This is a genomic window from Gelidibacter gilvus (genome assembly GCF_004115975.1).
Lineage (GTDB): Bacteria > Bacteroidota > Bacteroidia > Flavobacteriales > Flavobacteriaceae > Gelidibacter > Gelidibacter gilvus.
Window position 1 is genome coordinate 56,133 of the sequence record NZ_SDDZ01000015.1, and the last position, 22,364, is coordinate 78,496.

Here is a 22,364-nt window from a genome sequence, read left to right on the forward strand (position 1 = left end):
ACCTTAAAACCGATTCATTTCAAAATAAATAACATTCAACTGAATTGCTCAACTCAGAAATGATAAACAGAAACAAACGATTTTAATGCAATTTGGAGACCTATATAATCTAAAAAATTGCTTAGTTTAGTGACTGATTATTATCATTCTATCGACTACCGCTATCCATTGAAGAATTTCACAAACACAATACATTCACCTTCTTTTAGAAAAAGAAACGATTGGGGCTTTTTAAAACCGACCCGTATTCCAAAGTGCAGTAACACGTTGTCAGATGATCATATTAATAAAAATAATTTTTTGATGATTTTACACTATAATTCATGAAGGTTCTGACATACGAAAACATCATCGTTGGCGGTGGTTTGGCAGGAATATCGGCAGCCATTGAGCTTTTAGATAACCATAAAAAAGTGCTTATTATTGAGCGGGATATTGAGGAAAACTTTGGTGGATTGGCAAAAAAATCATTCGGAGGCATTTTATTTTCTGGCACACCTCAACAACAAAAAGCGGGGATTAAAGATTCCCCCCAACTACTTTACGAGGACTGGATGCGTTATGGCGCATTCACCGAAACAGAAAGTTTAGGTGCACAGTGGGCCAAGTTTTACTCAGAGCATTCCATTTCCATAATTTACAATTGGCTGGTATCTAAAAAAGTAGACTTTCTTCCTGTGGTCAATTGGCCAGAACGCGGCATGGATGTCAAAGGAAATTCGGTGCCGAGATGGCATATTACTTGGGGAACGGGCTATGATCTCTCGCATAAAGTGACCAATTATTTATTGCATCACCCAAAAAAAGAACTTCTAGAAATAAAGTTTCGACATAAAGTTCAATCCATTATCATCGAAAACAAAAAAGCCGTAGGCGTTGAAGTTTTAAATGTGTTGACAAATGAAAAATTCAGCATGACCTCAGAAAATATCATCATCGCCTCCGGTGGGATTATGGGCGGCGATTTAAAATTGGTCAAAAGCCATTGGCATCCCAATCTCAGTACACCACCAGATAGCTTATTGAACGGCTCGCATAAATACGCGGATGGAGCCATACATTTGGATTTAGAAAAAAAAGGCATTCCTTCAACACATCTTAATAAACAATGGCATTATGCTGCCGGAATTCCCGCACCACATCCAGAAGAAGGCAAATTTAAAGATGGCTTAAGTTTAGTTCCGGCCCGATCGGCCATTTGGGTCGATGCTACAGGGAAAAGGTTTACGCCACCTCTTGTTGCTTATACAGATACTTCGTATTTTGTTGAGCACATCCTAAAAACGAAGGAGCAGTATTCGTGGAGTATTATGAATTGGAAAATTGCCATTAAGGAATTGGCCGTTTCAGGTTCTGATTATATGACAGCTTTTAGAAATCGGGATAAATTGAGATTGATAAAAGATGTCCTCTTCGGAAACAAGGCCTTGGTAAGTAGATTGATTGAAGAATCGGACTGCTTTATTGTTGCCGATACTCTTGACGACTTGGTAAAGAAAATGAATCAGCAAGACCAAAATAATATCGTGGACTTAGAGATTCTTAAAAAGGATTTGAAAGCCTATGACGACGAAATTGACCGAGGGAAAAAATACTTTAACGATGAACAATTGCGACGGTTGGTGAATTTCAGATTGTACAGAGGCGATAAAATCAGAACTTCAAAATTTCAAAAGATTTTAGATCCAAAAGCAGGGCCATTGATTGCCGTAAAACAATATATATTAAGTAGGAAAAGTCTGGGAGGTATTCCAACAAACCTCAACTCACAAGTGATTGATAAGAACGGCGATGTGATCTCCGGATTATACGCGGTAGGCGAATCTGCCGGTTTTGGTGGTGGAGGGATTCATGGAGATAGATCTTTGGAAGGGACTTTTTTAGGATCATGTATTTTAACAGGCAGAGTTGCCGGAGCACATATAGCAGGAACAACACTTTAAAACGATAATTTATTATGAAAAAAACAGGCGCGTGGTTACTTGTCAATGCATTAGAGCAATTACCGATATCGCATACATTTGGGATTCCAGGGGTGCACAATACCGAAATTTATGATGAGTTGAACAAGTCCTCAAAAATCAAGCCTATTCTGGTCACTCATGAAGGTGGCGGTTCGTTTATGGCCGATGCCGTCAGTAGAACTTCAGATACTATCGGCACCATGGTGATTGTACCAGCAGCTGGAGTGACGCATGCGTTAAGCGGGATTGGCGAAGCCTTTTTAGACGGGATTCCTATGCTTGTTATCTCCGGTGGCATTCGTACTGATGTTGATAAAAGTTATCAGCTCCATGAATGGGATATGCATTCGGTTTTGAGTGGGATTACCAAAAAGACCTATCATATAAAAAACCATCAGGAGATCATGCCCAGTGTTTTTGAAGCTTATAATATCGCAATTTCTGGAAATCCCGGTCCTGTTTTTATCGAAATACCCACAAACATTCAAATGTTCAAAGGTGAAGTTTCAGAGATTCTATCGTATAAAAAACCCGAACTTAAACCAACCGTCACTGCAGCTCAATTGGATGAGGCCATTCGGATCATTTCTGAATCTAAAAAAGTTGGCCTGTTTTTAGGATGGGGTGCCAAAGAGGCGACGGCCATAAGTGTAAAAATTGCCGAGCGACTTAATGCTCCTGTATCCACAACCCTACAAGGATTTAGCGTGTTTCCTGGCGATCACGAATTGTTCACAGGAATGGGTTTTGGTCCTGCATCTGTTCCTGCTTCAGAAAATGCGTTTAAGGATGTGGATTGTTTAATTGCCGTAGGTACACGGTTTGCAGAAATACCGACCGGAAGTTTTGGTGCGAAAGTCCCTGAAAACCTGATCCATATTGACATCGATAAAAATGTGTTCGATAAGAATTATAAAAGCAAACTGGCCATACAAGGCGATGCCAAGTTAGTTTTGGGAAGTTTATTGGAAGAACTTAACAATAAGCATATAGAAAAAACCAATGCTAATTTAATTAGTGCTATTGCCAAGGATAAACAAGCGTATTATAAGGAATGGTCTGATTTTAAATTCGACCGGGTCAATCCTTACCATTTTTTCAAGAGTTTAAGAGCGCATCTTGACGATGATGCCATAACTGTTTTAGATGATGGCAATCACACCTTCTTAACGGTAGAGTTATTTCAGAATTTAAAGAGCAAACATCTAATTAGTCCCACCGACTTCAATTGCATGGGCTATTGTGTACCAGCAGCTATTGGGGCCAAATTTGCCAATCCCAATAAACAAGTGGTCGGAATTGTAGGTGATGGCGCTTTTTTGATGACCGCACTCGAATTGATGACCGCAAAAAGAAATGAATTGGGAATTGCAATTTTCGTGTTCCATGATGGAGAACTTTCCCAAATATCCCAAGGCCAAGAAATCCCTTATAATAGAAAAACTGCTACGGTGTTGGGCGACTTCAACATCGATGGCATTGCCCATGCTGTTGGCGCAGATTATTTGGTGATAGAAAATGACGCGCAGATTGACGACGTAATTAGTACAGCACTGAAAGCGGCACAATTAAATAAAACGGTCATAGTTGACGTCCATATCGATTATAAAAAACGCACCCGATTTACACAAGGTGTGGTCAAAACAGTTTTAGGGAATTTTCCATTTAATGATAAAGTCCGATTTATTGGCAGAGCGGTGAAGCGAAAAATTTTAGGGTAGAGAATTTATCATAGAAAATTTTACACGGCATAAAAAAACGGTTTAGATCTCACTAAACCGTCGCTTTATTTGTAGTTAAAATCTGGTTTTATTATTTTATTTCAGGCTTACCCACGCTGCATTTTGTCTGTCACTTTCAACCGCAGCATGAATAAATTGTACGCCTTTTATGCCATCGGACACTGTAGGATAGTCAGGTGTTTCAATTTTCTTATCCGTTAGAGATGCGTTTAAATGTGTGGCGAAGTTCTTATAGACATTGGCAAACGCTTCCAAATAGCCTTCTGGATGCCCAGCAGGAATTCGAGATGCAGCCAACGAAAGTGGATAAAGCTCATGTCCGTTAGGTGTATAAACCATTTTAGGTCGGTCAATCCAACGTGTGGTCAGCTCATTTGGATTTTCCTGATGCCATTCCAAACTGCCTTTTTCTCCATAAACTCTGATCGTGAAATTATTTTCTTCGCCCACGGCAATCTGAGAAAATGACATTGTCCCTTTAGCGTCATTTTCTAAGCGAAGCAAGATATTGCCATCATCGTCTAGAATGCGGCCTTTACCAAATTTACCTAAATCTGCTGCAATTTCCGTTACCTGTAATCCGGTTATATATTCCACCAAATTGTGGGCGTGGGTGCCAATATCACCTAAAGCACCACCAACACCAGATTTTGAAGGATCCACGCGCCAAGAGGCCTGTTTGTTGCCTGAATCTTCAACTGAAGTGGCCATCCATCCTTGTAAATAGTGGACTTGTACCTTTCTAATTTTTCCAAGATCGCCATTTTCAACCATGGCTTTAGCTTGCTTAACCATTGGACTTCCCGGATAATTATGGGTCAATGCAAAAAGTAACCCAGTGGATGTCACCAGATTTTCTAAAATTTTCGCTTCCTCTACAGTTAAGGTCATAGGTTTATCGCACACCACATGGAAACCATTTTCCAAAGCAAATTTTGCAGGTGCAAAGTGCATGTGGTTTGGTGTGACAATGCTTACAAAGTCCATGCGGCTATCTTCAGGTAATTCTTTTTCTTTAAGAATCATGTCTTCATAATTAGCATAGCATCGTTCTTCAGGGAGTAGCAATTCTTTACCTGAGGCTTTTGATTTTTCCGCCGTGCTGCTGAATGCACCACATACCAGTTCAATCATGCCATCAAGACCTGATGCTTTCCTGTGCACATCACCAATAAAAGAGCCGATGCCTCCACCGATCATTCCCATTCTTAATTTTCTCATGTTTTTAAAATATATTTTGAAGTTTCACTTTGAATATAGTGGTTTAGATAAAAGAAAATACTCATCATATGGAGTCACAAAATCATAATGCCATTCTCCTACAATGATCGATAGCAAGAATTTAATTCTATCTCATGATTTTAAATAATCATCCCAAACCACACCCCTCCTTCGGAGGGGCAGGGGGAGGATTACAATTCTTTAACCTTAATATTTCTGAACCAAACATCGTCGCCGTGATCCTGTAAACCAATATAACCTTCGTTGGCTACATCAGCCCAATCTTTGTTAAGGCTCGGGAATTTACTTCCAGCAACCAAAGCGTTCCATTCAGGTGTCCACAAGTGGTATTCCACAACGTTTACGCCATTCTGCTTATGAACAACCGTACCATTATAAACGGTAATTTCCACTTGGTTCCACTCGCCTACTGGTTTGGCATTTTGTGGTTTTGCCGGAATCAAGTCATACAGTGACCCCGCTTGTCTGTTACCATCTACACCCAATTTGGCATCAGGATGCTTGTCATTGTCCAATACTTGCATTTCAGGAGCAGTTTTCCAGATATAATCTAAATCTTCCTGTCCAAGATAAAATATACCCGAATTTCCTCCTTCGGAAATTTTCCATTCCAAACTTAATGTGAAATTCTTGAATTTTTTATCATAGATAATGTCGCCACCATCCTTATGGCCAGCTTCACCTCGTCCCGATCCGATACAACGAATGGTCCCATCTTCAATTTTCCATGCTTCAGGAAAGTGGTCCTTTTTATAACCGCGCCATCCATCGGAAGTGGTGCCATCAAAAAGAACGATCCAATCATCACTGTCATCAATTTTATCCATAGGTTCCTTGTCTGTTTCTTTTTCTATTTTGGTTGTTTCTTTGGCGTTTTCCTTGCAGCTTGATAAGAAAGGAAAGAGCACAAAACTTAAAATTATAATCACACTTACTTTTTTCATTGGTTTACTATTTTAGATTTATATATTACTTTTATTATTGGCCAGCTATTCCAATCTATTAGCTCAAAAGCTGTATTTGACAACTTTTGTATCTATTTTAAGCTGGCAGGAATTGATTTTAATTATCTTCTTTCGGCATATTTGAACTTTTCAAATGTCTCTGGAAATTCATTGGTTACTATCAATCGGTTGGAGGTTATATTCGGCTTAATATTGATTACTTTGGTGTTTTTATCAATTTCCACATCGTGTTCACTTCTCATGTTTACAACGTCAATATGCAAGGCTTTGAAATGGTGTTTTCCATATTCAAGGTTGATAATAACATATTCACTTGGTCTAATTTGCCCTAATGATTTACCGTCAATCCAGATATTTAATCGCGCCGTGTTATCCATTTTATGCAACATGTTAGCGCCGTTGTAAATTAATACGGTGCCATCTCCCAAGTGGTCAAGATCAACTTTTTCAAGGTCTGTTTTGATAAACGTGTATTCAGAAGTTGTCGGCTTAAGCGCGCAAGAGGTCATTTGTAAGACAACTACACAAAGGATAGCGATTTTAAATTTCATAAAAGTGTATTGATGAGTGGATTAATGATTTAAGATGGCATATCCGGTAAGGTCCAGCCTTCTCTATAGGTATGTTTAATAAGCTCTTGAGAATATGCAACGGCATTCATGGGCTCAGTCCAGTCCTTAGCAAATGTAGGATGCCCGTCTTTGATCATAAATCCGTCTTTAATGACGGTTCTAATTTCTTCGTTGGCACCAATGTTTGTAAACTGCATGTTCTCCCCATCCCATTCCAAGATTTTATTTAATGCCTGAAGTCTTACGGCCAATACGCCCATAACAACCATTTCATTAAAAGGTCCGGCCTCAGCGAAATCAGATGTTGTAGGTTTTCTGCTTTCCGGATTTTCCTTACATGCCCGCACCCAATCCATTTCGTGGGCACCGTTTGTCCAAGTCAATCCTATTTCCTCTTCTACCCTTCTTTCTGTTTTAGGAACATTTATAGGTTTTCCTGACAGCAATTCAGGTTCAATTCCATAACATCCCACATGAAGTATGTCTTTCGTACCATAAAAGAAGGTACCTCCACCTGATTTATTAGGATTCTTTCCTGCAGGCCAATTATCGGGCAACATAGGCTGGATCCCTCCATCATACCAATGCACATCTACAGCATCCAATTTTATTTTACCTTTTCTCCCTCTTGAAGGAAAGGACAATTTAACAGCCTGGGATACGGGAGCAGAATCATTCAATAGTAATGATGAGCTCGCTTGCACTTTACTTGGATAACCTAATTGCAAACCTTCAAATACCGGATGTAAAACATGACATGCCATATCGCCTAAGGCCCCTGTTCCATAATCCCACCAACCACGCCAATTCCATGGATGATACACTTCATTATAAGGCCTCATTTTAGCAGGGCCTGTAAACAAGTCCCAGTCTAAGGTATCTGGAACCCAATCGCCTCTTTCAGGAGTATTTAATCCCTGTGGCCAAATAGGCCGATCCGTAAAGGACTCTACTCTTTGCACATCTCCAATAGCACCGCTCCAAAGGATTTCGCAGGTTTTTGCAACGCCCTCTCCAGAAGCACCTTGATTGCCCATTTGTGTAGCTACCTTATGTTTTTCTGCCAGTTTTGTCAATAATCTCGATTCATACACGGAGTGGGTCAAAGGTTTTTGTAAAAATACATGTTTGCCCAAAGTCATGGCATGTGCGGCGATAATAGCGTGGGTATGGTCTGCTGTTGCAATCACAACGGCATCTATGTCCTTGCCCATTTCGTCAAACATCTTGCGCCAATCCCAGTATTTCTTGGCATTAGGGAAAGTAGTTGCCGCGCCCGCGGCATATCTCCAATCCACATCACAAAGTGCTACAATATTCTGTGATGCTAAATTCTTGAGGTTAGCCAGGCCCATACCGCCAACGCCAATCCCTGCAATATTCAATTTGTCACTTGGTGCTACATGGCCCAAACCACTTACCGCGAAAGAAGGCACTATGGAAAATGCCGCAGTGGCAGCCATAGACATTCCTACAAACTTTCTTCGTGAGATGGTACGCTCTTTATTCGTTTTGCTCATAATTTATTCGGTTTTGAGTAGATTAAATTCTATTTATTTAGAGAGGTCTTTTCCTATTCTTATTAAGAGATCTCTTGTTAATTCAATTCCTTTTTCCTCACTCACATTGCTGCCTTCAAATTCTACACCTACAAAACCAGTGTAACCAGCATCTTTTACAATTTTCATAAAACGCGGATAGTCAAGTGTGGTTTCATTTCCTTGATCATCAAAATCATAGGACTTTGCACTAACTCCTTTAGCATATGGCATCATTTCTTCGGTTCCCTTATATTTATCATACTCCTCAACACAATTTCCTCCCCAATTACCACCACTATCACGTTTCACGCAAAAATTACCAAAGTCAGGCAACGTCCCACAATTATCCATGTCTATATTTTTGATCACCCGAGTCAAAAGTTCCGCATTTGAGGAAAAACCACCGTGATTTTCTACAATAACATTAATGCCTTTAGACTGACCGTATTCTGCCAATTTTTTAAGACCTATGGTGGCATTTGTAGTCCATTCCTCTGCATTGCTAGAGCCAAATAAATTGACACGGATGGAATGACAGCCCAAAAAATCGGCAGCATCTACCCATTTTTTGTGGTTTTCAACAGCCTGATTTCTTTCTTTTTCATCGGATGCCGCTAAATCCCCTTCACCATCAATCATTATTAATACATTCTCAACGCCATGTTCCTTACTTTTCGCTTTTAAGGTATCCAAAAGCGCTTCCATCCCCATAGATTCCAGTTTTTTGTTATAAAGTCCGGATACGTATTCAATACCTTCAAATCCCATTTCCTTAGCTTTTTCCGCAAAGTCCAATGGGTCTAATTTATCGCTTCCAATAGCTCTGTGTAAAGACCACTGCGCTAATGATAGTCTAAAAAATGGCTCTTTTTCTACAGTCAACACTTCTGCGGTGTCTGTCTTAGTTGTGCTTTCTTTACATCCAACGAAAACCGTGGTTACAAGAAAAAACAAAGGGATAAGAAATTTAGTGGTCATAATGATTTTTGGTTTTAAAAGTTTTATGTTAAAAAAATAAAGAAGGATGAATTTACTAAAGTTTCTTCAGAAATTTACTAATTTGATTAAGTTTAGGCCTTATTAATATTCAGCAGCAGATTAATTGTGACTATTTGCCTATTTTAGTAGGCTGTAATAGTTTGAAAAATAAAAATACACTATGATAAATGATCATTATGACGCTATAGTCATCGGAACAGGAATTAGCGGGGGTTGGGCAGCCAAAGAATTATGTGAAAACGGCTTAAAAACCTTAGTACTTGAGCGAGGACGAATGGTGAAACATGGCGATTATCCCACAATGCACGATGATGCTTGGGATTTGGAATTACGTGGCGGCACAACCGCAGAAGATAAAAAAAGACAGGAAAAACAGGCCAGAACAGGTTATACTACCTCTGCAGAAAGCAAACATTGGTTTGTGGACGACATCAAACATCCCTATAACGAAACCAAGCGTTTTGATTGGATGCGCGGGTATCACGTTGGAGGACGGTCTCTTACTTGGGGACGTCAGAGCTACCGTTTAAGCGATTTAGACTTTACGGCCAATATTAAGGATGGTCATGGTGTGGATTGGCCAATACGTTATAACGATCTGGCACCATGGTATGATTATGTTGAAAAGCATGTAGGCATCAGTGGCGAAGCGCTTGGGCTTTCACATTTGCCAGATAGCATCTTCACACCGCCAATGGAATTGACTTGTGTTGAGACAGAATTTAAAGCTAAACTTGCGAGTAATTATGACGATCGGTTATTGACCATCGGAAGAGTTGCCCATCTTACTGGCGACCATACACATAAAGGCAGAAGTAATTGTCAATATAGAAATAGATGCATCCGAGGCTGTCCTTATGGCGCCTATTTTAGTAGTAATGCTTCAACCTTACCAGCTGCCGAAGATACCGGCAATATGACGTTAAGACCAAATTCCATTGTCCATGAAATTATTTATGACGACCAACTAAAAAAGGCAACTGGCGTTAAAGTTATCGATGCTGAAACTAAAGAAACATTCATTTTTAATGCTGATATCATCTTTTGTTGTGCATCTGCAATACCATCAGCGTCCATATTAATGCAATCAAAATCAGAACGTTTTCCAAATGGATTGGGCAACGATTCGGGTGAGTTAGGACATAATATTATGGACCACCATTTAGGAGCCGGTGCCAACGCCAGAGTAGAAGGTTACGAAGATCAATACTATACGGGAAGACGACCAAACGGCGTTTATATTCCGAGATTTAGAAATTTAGGTGATAAAGCCACCGAAAGAAAAGATTTTGTTAGAGGCTATGGCTATCAAGGTGGCGGTGGAAGAGGCGGACTTGCAGAGCACGTTGCGGAAATAGGCTATGGCGAAAAATTTAAGGAAGCCATTTTAAATCCGGGAGAATGGACCATGGGAATTATGGGGTTTGGTGAATGTTTGCCATATCACACCAATAAAATGACCTTGGATTATGATAAGTTGGACGATTGGGGTTTACCAACCATTACCTTTGATGCCGAGTGGAAAGAAAACGAATTGGCCATGCGTGAAGACATTAAACAGCAAGCCGCAGAAATGCTGGAAAAGGCAGGCTTTAAAGATATCACGACTTATGATGTGAGACATGCGCCAGGTATCGGCATTCATGAGATGGGCACCGCACGTATGGGCAGAGACCCAAAGACTTCTGTACTTAATGGCAACAATCAAGTACATGGCGTACCTAATGTTTATGTTACCGACGGGGCTTGTATGACCTCAGCGGGATGTCAAAATCCATCATTGACTTATATGGCATTAACTGCCAGAGCTGCACACCATGCAATTGAACAATTCAAATCAAATAAAGCGTAATTATGAATAGAAGAGACGCACTTAAAGGCTTAGGTTTATCTTTGGGCTATATTATTGCAACGCCTACCATATTAAGTATGCTTCAAAGTTGTAGTACGAAAGCAGAAAAATGGATCCCCATATTCCACTCCGACAAACAGGCTTTTGTCTTAGAAAATTTAGTGGACTTGATTTTACCGAAAACGAAAGACACTCCAGGTGCTTTAGATGTTAATGTACCGAAGTTTATCGATTTATATGCTTCAAAATCATTTACCGACGAAGACAAAGAAATTTACAAACTAGGTTTAGACGCTGTGATGGCCGAGTTGGGCATTTCAAACGAGCCTTTAGATCCTGAACAACCCATCACTTTAAAGACTGAGGATTTTGACGCCATTTTATCAAAATACTTACGAATTTCAAAGGAGCAAAGACTAGCTTATATTAAAGAAGAACATTTAGTTTTCATGACGCTATTAAGAATACGCGACCAATCTGTTTGGGCCTATAAAACAAGTAAGGAGATTGGAACGAAGGTGCTGGTTTACGATCCAATTCCAGGGAGACAAAAAGGATGTGTTTCTGTAGAAGAAGCAACTGGAGGAAGAGCTTGGGCATTATAAGACTGTATGTCAATCCTGTAATTTAGTGGAGCTGGCAAAATGAGAAAAGATAATAATAATATTCATTAAAGTAATCCTTTCATAATTGTTAGATTGTCCTCGCCTACTTGGAAAATCCTCAACGCTAAAAGCTTTGCACGGCAGGTTTTTCTCTGGCAAGTACCTGTTTGCAATTCTAAGTGACGAGCCACGCCACTGCTCATACACGAAACAGCGTGCAACATTATGAAACCTCGCAAAATTTTCCGAAATTGAAAAATAAATTGAAAAATCATGGCAACAGTTGATAAAATACGTAGCGGATTGATTGATAAAATCTTGTCGATAAGAAATAAAGATTTCCTTTTAGCACTTGATAATCTGATTTCTTCAAGCTCAGCAGATAATGAGATTGTAGAACTGACCGCTGAACAAAAAGAGATGCTCGAAATGAGCGACGCAGACATCAAAAATGGAAGATTAATTTCCCAAGAAGCGATGGATAAACGAAATCTCGAATGGCTAGACGGACTGTAAGATGGACACGGACAGCGGATATCCAATATATTGGAGTGCTTGAATATTGGGTCAAACGAAACAAATCAAACGCATATTCCAAAAAGCTGATTAAAATCGTAGCGAAACGCACTAAACAAATTGCGGAAACACCTTTTATCTACAAATCAACGGAATTTAAAGACACAAGAGTTGCATCAATAGGCAATTTCAGCATTTTCTATAAAGCATCCGACAAAGAAATAATAATTACTGCTTTTTGGGACAATCGTCAAGACAAGCAAAAATTATTACGGATTTTAAAAGATAAAAAATAAGTTGCACAACAGATCCGTGCTTACATAAGAAAATTCTCGCGGATTTTCTATCGATGAATTATTTGCTAACTTAATCGCTTAACCATGCAAATTACCATACATAAGCACGTCAATACCTCTCTGGCAACAAACCTTTAGAGATAAAATAAATGATTACTAAAATCACGTAAAATTCAATCCTATGTATAAAAGAATCAACCTTCTTACAATTGCTTTAGTTCTATTATTAATTGTCAGTTGCAAAAAAAAACCTGAAGCTGAAATTACTGATTTAGAGGTTGAGGAAAAAGTGTCCGAAAACTGGATCTCCCTATTTAATGGCAAGGATTTAGACGGATGGACACCCAAAATAAAAGGCTACGATTTTGGGGATAATATTCACAACACATTTCGCGTGGAAGATGGTGTGATAAAAGTTTCCTATGATGGTTACGACGGCATGTTCAAAGATAGGTATGGCCACCTTTTCTATAAAACGCCATATTCAAATTATATATTGAAAATACAGTACCGTTTTACAGGGGATCAAATTGAAGATGGCGCTGGATGGGCCACTAGAAACAGCGGGGTCATGATTCATTCTGAAGACCCTAAAAACATGGCTAAAGACCAAAGTTTCCCACTGAGTATTGAGGTTCAAATGTTAGGTGGCATTACTGAAGGTGTCAGTAGATCAACGGCAAACTTATGTACGCCTGGCACCAATGTGGTCATGGATGGCGAGCTGATTACAGACCATTGTACCAATTCAAATTCTGAAACTTATTATGGCGATGAATGGGTGAATCTGGAAGTGGAAGTTCATAGTGATTCTTTAATCATCCATAAAATAAATGGCAAAGAAGTGCTTAGATATTCAAAACCCCAATATGGTGGTGCAGATATGGACGACTATAGTGCCGAATATAAATCGAAAATAGGACAAGCCATAAAGGGAGGCTATTTCTCATTGCAAAGTGAAAGCCATCCAACGGAATTCAGAAACATTGAATTGTTGGAGTTGTAGGTGCTATAAAGATTGGCTGGTTATTAGCATACATTAACACTGCTGATTTAGACCAATATGACCAGATGAGATGTCGCTCCGGCAGGCAGGCAGGCAGGCAGGCAGGCAGGCCTCTGGAGCTCTATCAAATTTCATATCTTTATCTACTACACAAATACCGCTCCGCTGGAGCTGACAAAACGCATCAAAAAATAGCACTTTATAATAAATCAGACAACCAACCAAAAAGAAAACCCAGACTTCCATCTGGGTTTTTCAATGATCGTGGTTGGACTCCAGCCTATTCGGGAAGTTTCACCGATGGTTCTCGAGTTTATCGTTATTTCTATTTGAAAGTTAAGTTTAAGCTTCTTTTTCCACCCATTTCGGAAGTAGGAATAATTAAATACCCAGCATCTGAATCCTTAATTTCATCAGTTGTAAAGTCTTTAATCTCTTCTTTATTTAATTTAGAAAGATTGGGAATATAAACAACAGTAGGCGAATTATGATCCTTAACTTCATCCCATTCCATCGTAAAAGTGTTGGCTTCAAAATCATTATGATAACTTAACAATTCACCATTTGTATAGGCAGGATAAGCTCTCAGTAATACTTTTTTGAAGAACTCCATTGTGTCAAGCTCATTGGAATAAGACCAATAGGCATTGCCAAATAAATAGTCTTCAATTAGGCCAACAGAGCTTATGGCGGTTGGAATGACCGTTTCTGAATTGTCATAATAAGCACCCCACTCTCCAACCCAAACCGGCATTTTCAACTGTTCGCCCTTTTTCTTGATTTGATTAAATATATAGCCCACCCGTGCGTCTGCAGCTAAAGCAGCGGCTTTGGTATCTACTACCAAATCATAGCCATGTGCGGCATAAGCCACCAAAGGATCGGGAGTTCCATCTGCCAAAGTCACACGTTCTATACTGCTTGCAACACCAGTATTGCCATAATAACTATGCTCTAAAAACAAAATGTGATTGGTATCCACTTGTCGAATGGCATCACTCACCTTTTGATACATGGCTTGTAAATGCGTGGATTCAAATTCTTTAACCAAATCAAAAAGCTGACTGATCACAAAATCATAATTCTCAGTGGTAGAAATCACTTCAAGGGCTTGCATCCTGCTCTCTTCATCAGACCACATGGCACCCAATTGTTCTTCTGTAAGCACTTCGCCAGTCAATTTATAATGTAGTTGACCATATGCGCCCAATAATATCATTGTGGATTGCACTCCTGAAGAGCCAGGAAAAGGTTCGTTCATAATGTCGTAGCCAATGACTGTTTTGTTATTGGCATAGCGTTTTGCAATATGCTGCCATAAGGCGATATATCGGTCTTGAATGCCAACACCATCAGCGGCAGGCTTATTAAGCCAAAAGTTGTCAAAAGAGGTTTGCACGGCTTCGCTCAACAGATAAGCATCGCTCCAAATAGCTCCAGTAGTGTGCAGTTTTCCTTCGTCTAAAGTTGCCCATTTTGGGGCGCCATCACTATACTTTACACTGTAAAGATCTTGGTGCATGTCCAATACCACAAATATATTATTGTCTGCAGCCCATTGGATTCTTTGGTCTATTTCCTTGAGATAGGCTTCGTTATAAACTCCTGGTTCAGGTTCCAATCCGTCCCAAATAATGAGAAACCGAATGGTGTTGACACCCTGCTTTTTTAGCTTGGCATAAAGTTCTGGACCGCTTTGAAAAATATAGCCTTCCTCTTTATTTTTGCTGCCCAAATTAACGCCATTTAAAATCACCTGTCGTCCCAAATCATCCACAAACCGATCTCCTTTTACCGTAATTGTAGTTGGTAAAATTGCATCATTAACTGTGGGTTTTTTATCGTTTTCGCAACTTAAAAACACGGTCGCTGTCAACAATAAAACGAATACTTTTTGAAATTTTATCATTTATTTAATTCTAGTTAATTGATTAAAACTGTCGTTTTAAAAAAGGTGTTTAATTTTCTTTACAAGATTCATCGGTACATTATAAGGCGGGTATCGCACAGGCGCTTCAAACCAATTGGCTTTTTTAATGATTGCTTTATGATGTGAGAAAATATCAAAGGATAATTTACCGTGATAGGCTCCTATCCCACTTTGACCTACACCTCCAAACGGTAATCTTTTGTTGGTAATTTGAATGACGGTATCGTTGATGGCACCTCCTCCAAAACTATAGGTATTGATAATCTTATTCTGAAATTTCTTATTGTTGGAAAACACATAGGTTGCCAGCGGTTTGCCATAATTCATCATATGCCGATCAATATCGGCATCCGTTTTATAGGAAATAATGGGCAGAATTGGTCCAAAAATTTCACCTGCCATTAACTTACTGTCCAATTTAGGTTCATTGACCAAGGTTGGTGACAAGAAATTGTCTTCATCATTGCTCTGACCTCCAAAAAGAATTTCTTCCCCTACCAACATGTCTTTTAAACCCTGATAATGTTTTTGGCTCACGGTTCTAGAGAAATCTGGCGATGCTTCCATGTTTTCGCCATAGGACTTTGTGATATTTTCCTTTAATGCAGCAATCAGTTTGTCTTTGACGTTTTCATGCACCAAAATATAATCTGAGGCAATACAGGTTTGACCGGCATTTAAGAATTTTCCCCAAACAATCCTTTTTGCTGCCAATGCTATAGCTGCTGTGTCATCTACAATACACGGATTTTTACCTCCCAATTCTAAGGTCACTGGAGTTAAATGCTTGGCCGCACTCTGGTACACTATTTTTCCGACACCAGGACTTCCGGTGAAAAAGATATAATCCCATTTTTCAGCCAACAATTCTTGGGAAACTTCTACACCACCTTCTACCACCGTAACATGGGCGGGATCAAAAACAGCTTTTATGATTTCCGAAATAATAGCAGCCGTATGTGTTGTGATTTCCGATGGCTTTACAACAACTGTATTCCCAGCAGCTACAGCGCCGATAAGCGGTGCGATAGCCAATTGAAAAGGATAATTCCAAGGTGCAATCACCAGTACGGCTCCATAGGGTTCCTTATAAATATAATCTGAGGACGGCCAATTCATCCAGCTGCCAGAAACTCGTTCTGGACTTGCCCAACTCTCGATATTATTGGGGACATGTTTTATTTCGGCCAATACAAATTGCGTTTCAGCCGCCAAGGTTTCAAACTTTGGCTTTTTGAAATCGGCATATAAGGCATCGCAAATAGCATCTTCACGTCTTACGATTTCTTCCTGTAAGCATTTTAATGCTTTCTTCCGAAACGACACCTCCTTTGTTTGTTGGGTTTGAAAAAAATCGACTTGTTGTTGTATTATTTCCTTGACCATTTTACATTCGTTTATTTTTTTTAATTTATCAATAGATTCACGCTAATGAATTATACAATTAGCTTTTGTCAATAAATTCGTAAATTGAATTTTCCTTTTAAGAAAGTGGCTCCCGACATTCCCAAATAAATGGTGCAATCGAAAACCACTTGACCTCAGGGGATTTAATTATGAAACCTATTATTCTTAAAATAATCTATTCTGCTATAGCTGAAATTTACTGTGCTTCCAATGACAAATGAAACAATAATGTCGGTTTGTCATAAACGGAAGGTTCTGTGTGAATGCCTATAGCTATGTTCATGCTTTTCGCTGTAATTTCTTTTAAAATCACCAAAACTTCCATATCCTTAAATCCAAGATATTCACCTAAAATCAGTCGTTTTTTATTTGTAAAATTGACTGGTCCTTCGGCGGCATCAACGGTAAAGTCGCCTTCAAAAAGTTCCCAAGTAGCATTTGCTTCCGGGGTATAAATTACGGTAGCTAACGGAACGCTTTGTGGATCATAGGAAACGGCAGTAATATTTTCGCCGTGCATGATGCTGGCATAAACCAATCCCATGAGACTTTGTCCATCTTTGTTATCCACTTTATAAGTCCCGTCATGTACAAAGGTAAAGGTGTCTTCATAAGAAGCTCCCAAACCCACGGCATCTAAAAGATTATCAAAGGCGGGCAGAAAAAGATTCAATTTATTATCTACCGGACCCGCACCTTCTTTACCAGAAGTGTAGGCTTTTTTAAGTCGCCATGATTTTCCGTTTGGCTTGGCTTGGCCTCCCGTCAATAAAATATCTATGGTTTCTTCAACGGTAACGGTCTTTGTTTCCGTGAATGTGCCATTGGGTCCTGTAACCATCATCACGACTGTATAATCGCCGGCCGCGGCATAGGCATATACCGGATCTTCTTCAGAACTTGTGGCACCATCGCCAAAATCCCAAGAAATTGAGGTAGCGTTTTGCACGGTTCCATTAAAAGTCACTTGTGTGCCCTCTACTAAAAACTGAAAATCGGCTAAAGGACTGTTATTGTCATCATCTGAACTGCAGGTGAAGAATAGCATGGTGAGCAATACTACGCTCAATATTTTTATATTTTTCATATGGGTGTATTTAGTGTGTCTAATAGGATATATTATTGAAATTTAATTTTTATCCCACCAAACTGGGGTGTTAATTTTGTTTGCGCCCTGTCTTGAAATGGCTTCCAAAACATTGTCATTATTTGAACTCAATTCAAAACTTGAATATAAAAATCGCTTTGGCAACACACCGTTGGTGACGCCCGGAGCTAAATTAGCAGCTGTTCTATCGGCGATTACCGGATATCCTGTACGTCTGATGTGCGACCAGCCTTCAAAGTAGTTTGGCACTAGTGCAACCCACATTTGGGTACCGATCTGCAGTTCGTCATTGCTACCTGTTAATGAAGCCTCTGGACTTGCCATAAAGTCTACAATGTCTGAAGCATCGACGTCCCACTGATTTAACGAGACTTCAATCCCTTTTCTATATAAGGTATTTGCTTGCGCTGGATCATTCGCATAGGCCAAAGCCGCTTCGGCTCTTAACAGCCAAACTTCTGATGCGGTCATCACATAGAGCTTACTCTCTTTTGAAGAAAGCGCAAGCCCCATATCTGATCGTGCCGCAAAATTGGAATTTCCAAATGCCGTATCGTCTAAGCCATTCGTCATTCCATTATACGCACCATTGCCATCTTTACTGACATAAACCGCTAATCGAGGATCATCAGTACCTTGTAATTGATCTATCAACATGGTGGACATTTTAATGGATGGAAATCCTGTACGCATTGTGAACCAAGCGTTTCCGTTGCCTTCTGTTTCAATCATAAAAGCATTATGATCGTTAGTTTCCATTAAAGGTTCCGCTAAACTCTGCGTGACCGTTTGTCGGGATAGGGTGTTATCGGCATCCCGAATCCGCATGGCCAATCGGAGACGCACACTATTGGCAAAACGCACCCATTTGTTCATATCATTATTAAAAATAGGATCTGAATTTGGGTAACCCATAGCTGGATCGGCATTTTTCAAAATGGTAATACTTGAGGACAAACGTGAAATCATGTCTTCATAGATCAATTGTTGCGTATCGTATTTTGGATGAATAATACCTTCCGTTTTTCCTTTGCCACCTTCTATATAAGGTATTTCTCCAAATGCGTCTGTAAGCTTAGCATATCCCAACACAGCAATCACGTTGGCCATGGCATGGCGGACCTCATTTTTGGTATCTTCCGCAGAGGTAATTTCTAAAACTTCTTCTATATGCCTAATGACGCCCCCATACATGTCTGAGAACATGCTGTTGTAAAGGACGTCGAAACCATCACCATATTGATCTGGAAGTCGTGCTGTACTTCCTGCCACAAAGTAATGGCCATAATGCCCAGAAAATCGAGATACCGACGCATCGGTTGTGCCTTGAAAAAGACTTCTCACTGCTTTTGTAAATAAGGCCGCATCATCAATAGAGGTAACGGCATTGGGGTTATCCCTTAAATCGTCTAAATGATCCTGGCACGAAAAAGACATCCCCAACATGACCATTACGACTAATATGTTTTTCATTTTATTTTGTATATTTTTCATAATCATCAGGATTAAAAGTTGATTTTTAAATTAAGACCATAACTTCTGGTAGATGGCAATGAGGAATGCTCAAGTGCCGTCCCTGTTGGACCGCTACTGTATCCAGCTTCTGGATCAATATCGCCTGCAGCGTTATAAAAATAGAATAAGTTTCTACCGATGGCTGAGATACTTCCAGATTGGATGAATGAATTTCTCAACAATGAACTCGGCAGATCATAAGTTAAAATCAACTCCTTGAACTTGACGTTACTCGCATCCAAAATTTGATTGGTAGCAACTTCATTGGTGAAAATATCTGAATAGTGCGTTAACATGGCCGGAGCAGGTGCTGCGTTAACAAACCCGGTGTTTTCATTTATTCCATCTACAATGATTCCTGTTTCCCTACCTTCTAAACTACGGGCATCTGTTCCAAAAAACATTCTGTAGGCGCGGCCGTAAGAATAAAATTCGCCGCCCTCTTGGATCGTAATCAATGTACTTATGGAGAAATTCTTGTACCTAAATTTATTGGTGATACCACCATACCAATCTGGAGTGATGCTGCCCAACTTCACACGCTCGCCTTTTTGTGCAAACCCATCATTGGTAATCAATTTTCTACCAAAATTATCCCTTAAAAAATCATAGCCATAAATACTACCAAATTCTTCACCTGGTCTGGCTTCAACGGAAACCGCCTGAAGTGTGTTCAACGTAATACTTTCCAAACCGTCATTTAAGGACTCTACCTTAGAATTACTTTTCGTGAAATTAAATCCGAGATCCCATGAAAAATAGTCAAATTCCAAGGGTATGGCGTTCAATTGAAACTCATAACCTTTGTTGGCAATGACACCAGCGTTGATGACTGTAGATTCATAACCTGTAGAGCCCGAAATAGGCACTGCCATAATTTGATCTTTTGTCTTGGTTTCATAATAGGTAAAATCAAGTTGCAGACGGTTATTAAAAAACCCGAGTTCTGCTCCTACTTCCCACGACTCCGACGATTCAGGCCTTAGATCAAAAGAAGGCAAGCTGGATGGAATTGATCCTACCGTGTACGGCAAAGTAACGGTTTGGTCCACATTATAAACCGATTGGGTCCTGTACGGACTGGTATCATTACCGACCACTGCAAATGAGCCTCTCAATTTACCCTTGTTAAAGGTGCTGGACTCTATGCCCAACAATTTTGAGAACAATAAACTCATGTTTTCGGAGTGGTACCAATAGGAGTTGTTTTCTTTAGGCAAGGCCGAGGAGTTGTCATTTCTCAAAGTGGCATCAAAATAGAGGAAGCCCCTATAACTAAACTGTCCCAAGCCATAAAAAGAATACACACCCTTTTCAGACGTCCCTTCTGAGCTATACGAATTCTTATAATTACTAATGCGATGTAAATTTGGCACCTTAGCATCATTTCCTGAGATGTTCACATAACTACTGTATTCATTTCTGTAGCTCGAACCTAAACTGAGGGTCATTCTGACATCTGAAATATTAGTATTGTAGGTGGCTAGAACGTCTGAATTCCAAACGCGACTTTTACCGGTGTCATGTCCGTAATTACCAAGACCGTTACTTTGGAATTGCGATCCTCTTGCGGCGTATTGAGTATAATCATAGATGATATAATCCATACCCGTTTTTCCGGTGACTTTAAAGTTGTGGGCAACGTCCCAGTTTGCAGAAATAACACCTTGGAAACGGTCTTTTTCATCACTATTTTTGACATTGTCCTGTGACCAATACGGGTTATTAAAGGTGTTATCTAAATTCCATTTAATTTCTTCACCATTGGCATTTACCGTATTATTTCTCACATCGCTCAATCGGATATCTCTTGGCATCAATGACAATTGCAAAGCGGTGTTAGCACCATCTTCAGCCAAAGCCGGCCTGTTTTTGACTTTGGATGTTAAATAGGTCATTTTACCATCAATGCTAAAATTATCGGTCAAGTAGGACTTTCCTCTAATGTTGAAAGTCTTTTTCGCCAAGGTGTTGTCTGCATTAATACCTCGAGCGTTTTCGTCGGTAATTGAGATTCTAAAAGATCCTTTTTCTGATTGGCCTTCAAAAGCGACAGAATTGGAAGCAGAATATCCGTTTTGGTAAAATTGATCGTATGGATTGCCATGTGATGTAAAACTATCAGGCTTTCCTAACCAATTGGTGTACGGTTGTCCTTCCATTTTAGGACCCCAGCTCCATGAAAAAGGGTAATCTAAAATAGGTCTTCCATCTCCTCCAACGGGCGAAAAATCGCCAAAAGCTCCTGTACCATATTCATTTTGTAAATCTGGGGTTAAGGCCACTTCCGTAAAAGTGAACGACGAGTTTATTGAGACACCAATCCCTTTCTTTTTACCACCTGATTTGGTAGTGACCAAAATGACGCCATGCATCCCCAACGATCCGTAGGCCGCGGCCGCACCGGCACCTTTTAGCACACTGATAGATTCCACATCATCTGGATTAATATCCGATAGGGCATCCCCACGGTCCACACCACCCCATTGCGATCCTCCGCCAGCATCACCACTAATTGGGATGCCATCAACTACTACTAATGGTCGGTTTGATCCATTAATCGTGGTGACGCCTCTCAGTAAAATTCGGCTTGATCCATCAACTCCCGTATTGGCTTGAGTAATTTGAAGTCCGGAAACTTTTCCCGATAGCGAGTTCATCACGTTATTCTCTTTGGCCACATTGACTTCTTCCGCAGAAACCTGTGACACAGAATAGCCGAGCGATTCTTTGTCTCTCTGAATATTTAAAGCGGTAATCACCACCTCATCCATTTCTTGGGCGTCGGCTTCAAGCGAAACATTAATGTTTGTCTGGCCGCTTACCAATACGTCTTCTGATTTATAGCCCAAATAGGAAAATACGAGAATATCAGTGTCGGTGATACCATTCATTTGATAGTTCCCGTCAAAGTCTGTGGTAGTACCCTTAGTACTGTTTTTCACCATGATGGTAACGCCAATGAGCGGCATGTTTGTTTCTTTTTCCAGCACTTGACCAGAAACGGATTTTTGTGCCAATGATGTGATTGAAAATCCCAACACCATCACAATTAAGAAAAATTTGTTCATGTAGTTTTGATTTGATTAGTTAGCATTGATTCT

17 protein-coding genes are annotated in these 22,364 nt (G+C 39.8%); 7 read left to right on the forward strand and 10 right to left on the reverse strand.

What is annotated here, in order from left to right:
• The first annotated feature begins 323 nt into the window (after window positions 1–323).
• Both ESZ48_RS16920 and ESZ48_RS16925 read left to right on the forward strand, forming a co-directional pair.
• On the forward strand, window positions 324–1,943 hold the full coding sequence (locus tag ESZ48_RS16920) for an FAD-binding protein (protein ID WP_129018685.1): 1,620 nt from the start codon (window positions 324–326) through the stop codon (window positions 1,941–1,943).
• Between the two features lie 14 nt (window positions 1,944–1,957).
• Window positions 1,958–3,685 carry a thiamine pyrophosphate-binding protein gene (locus ESZ48_RS16925; RefSeq protein ID WP_129018686.1) on the forward strand — a complete coding sequence of 576 codons (1,728 nt, stop codon included), beginning with the start codon at window positions 1,958–1,960 and terminating at the stop codon, window positions 3,683–3,685.
• Between the two features lie 96 nt (window positions 3,686–3,781).
• Here the strand turns inward: ESZ48_RS16925 and ESZ48_RS16930 are convergent, their stop codons facing one another.
• From ESZ48_RS16930 to ESZ48_RS16950, 5 genes are all read right to left on the reverse strand, one after another.
• Window positions 3,782–4,927, reverse strand: coding sequence for a Gfo/Idh/MocA family protein (locus tag ESZ48_RS16930; RefSeq protein ID WP_129018687.1), 1,146 nt, complete (start codon window positions 4,925–4,927; stop codon window positions 3,782–3,784).
• Window positions 4,928–5,118: 191 nt separating this feature from the next.
• Window positions 5,119–5,892, reverse strand: coding sequence for a 3-keto-disaccharide hydrolase (locus ESZ48_RS16935; RefSeq protein ID WP_129018688.1), 774 nt, complete (start codon window positions 5,890–5,892; stop codon window positions 5,119–5,121).
• Window positions 5,893–6,014: 122 nt separating this feature from the next.
• Entirely contained in the window at window positions 6,015–6,464 is a 450-nt protein-coding gene (locus ESZ48_RS16940; RefSeq protein ID WP_129018689.1) for a hypothetical protein, read from the reverse strand.
• Between the two features lie 29 nt (window positions 6,465–6,493).
• Entirely contained in the window at window positions 6,494–8,005 is a 1,512-nt protein-coding gene (locus ESZ48_RS16945) for a Gfo/Idh/MocA family protein (protein WP_129018690.1), read from the reverse strand.
• A 33-nt stretch (window positions 8,006–8,038) separates the two neighbouring features.
• Window positions 8,039–9,004, reverse strand: a complete 966-nt coding sequence (locus ESZ48_RS16950) for a sugar phosphate isomerase/epimerase family protein (RefSeq protein WP_129018691.1) — start codon at window positions 9,002–9,004, stop codon at window positions 8,039–8,041.
• 181 nt (window positions 9,005–9,185) lie between these two features.
• On the opposite strand from ESZ48_RS16950, the gene ESZ48_RS16955 reads away from it, so the two are divergent.
• The 5 genes from ESZ48_RS16955 (at window position 9,186) to ESZ48_RS16975 (ending at window position 13,300) form a co-directional block, all read left to right on the forward strand.
• Window positions 9,186–10,877 carry a GMC oxidoreductase gene (locus tag ESZ48_RS16955; RefSeq protein WP_129018692.1) on the forward strand — a complete coding sequence of 564 codons (1,692 nt, stop codon included), beginning with the start codon at window positions 9,186–9,188 and terminating at the stop codon, window positions 10,875–10,877.
• A 2-nt stretch (window positions 10,878–10,879) separates the two neighbouring features.
• Window positions 10,880–11,482 (forward strand): gluconate 2-dehydrogenase subunit 3 family protein, encoded by a 603-nt coding sequence (locus ESZ48_RS16960; RefSeq protein WP_129018693.1) that lies wholly within the window; start codon window positions 10,880–10,882, stop codon window positions 11,480–11,482.
• Between the two features lie 273 nt (window positions 11,483–11,755).
• A complete protein-coding gene (locus ESZ48_RS16965) occupies window positions 11,756–11,998 on the forward strand; it encodes a hypothetical protein (protein WP_129018694.1) in 243 nt (80 codons plus the stop codon).
• Window positions 11,980–12,294, forward strand: coding sequence for a type II toxin-antitoxin system RelE/ParE family toxin (locus tag ESZ48_RS16970; protein ID WP_129018695.1), 315 nt, complete (start codon window positions 11,980–11,982; stop codon window positions 12,292–12,294). Before ESZ48_RS16965 ends, ESZ48_RS16970 begins: the two co-directional genes overlap by 19 nt.
• Before the next feature lie 181 nt (window positions 12,295–12,475).
• Window positions 12,476–13,300, forward strand: coding sequence for a 3-keto-disaccharide hydrolase (locus ESZ48_RS16975; RefSeq protein ID WP_129018696.1), 825 nt, complete (start codon window positions 12,476–12,478; stop codon window positions 13,298–13,300).
• A gap of 325 nt (window positions 13,301–13,625) precedes the next feature.
• Here the strand turns inward: ESZ48_RS16975 and ESZ48_RS16980 are convergent, their stop codons facing one another.
• The 5 genes from ESZ48_RS16980 to ESZ48_RS17000 form a co-directional block, all read right to left on the reverse strand.
• Complete coding sequence (locus ESZ48_RS16980) at window positions 13,626–15,209, reverse strand: cellulase family glycosylhydrolase (RefSeq protein ID WP_129018697.1); 1,584 nt, start codon at window positions 15,207–15,209, stop codon at window positions 13,626–13,628.
• A gap of 36 nt (window positions 15,210–15,245) precedes the next feature.
• Window positions 15,246–16,616: an aldehyde dehydrogenase gene (locus tag ESZ48_RS16985; protein WP_129018698.1), complete on the reverse strand. Its 1,371-nt coding sequence runs from the start codon at window positions 16,614–16,616 to the stop codon at window positions 15,246–15,248.
• A gap of 217 nt (window positions 16,617–16,833) precedes the next feature.
• Window positions 16,834–17,724, reverse strand: a complete 891-nt coding sequence (locus ESZ48_RS16990; RefSeq protein WP_129018699.1) for a PKD domain-containing protein — start codon at window positions 17,722–17,724, stop codon at window positions 16,834–16,836.
• Window positions 17,725–17,766: 42 nt separating this feature from the next.
• The gene (locus ESZ48_RS16995; RefSeq protein WP_190246292.1) at window positions 17,767–19,239 is read right to left on the reverse strand and encodes a SusD/RagB family nutrient-binding outer membrane lipoprotein; all 1,473 of its coding nucleotides are present in this window, start codon (window positions 19,237–19,239) and stop codon (window positions 17,767–17,769) included.
• A gap of 11 nt (window positions 19,240–19,250) precedes the next feature.
• Window positions 19,251–22,331, reverse strand: coding sequence for a SusC/RagA family TonB-linked outer membrane protein (locus ESZ48_RS17000; RefSeq protein WP_129018701.1), 3,081 nt, complete (start codon window positions 22,329–22,331; stop codon window positions 19,251–19,253).
• Between the last annotated feature and the right edge of the window lie 33 nt (window positions 22,332–22,364).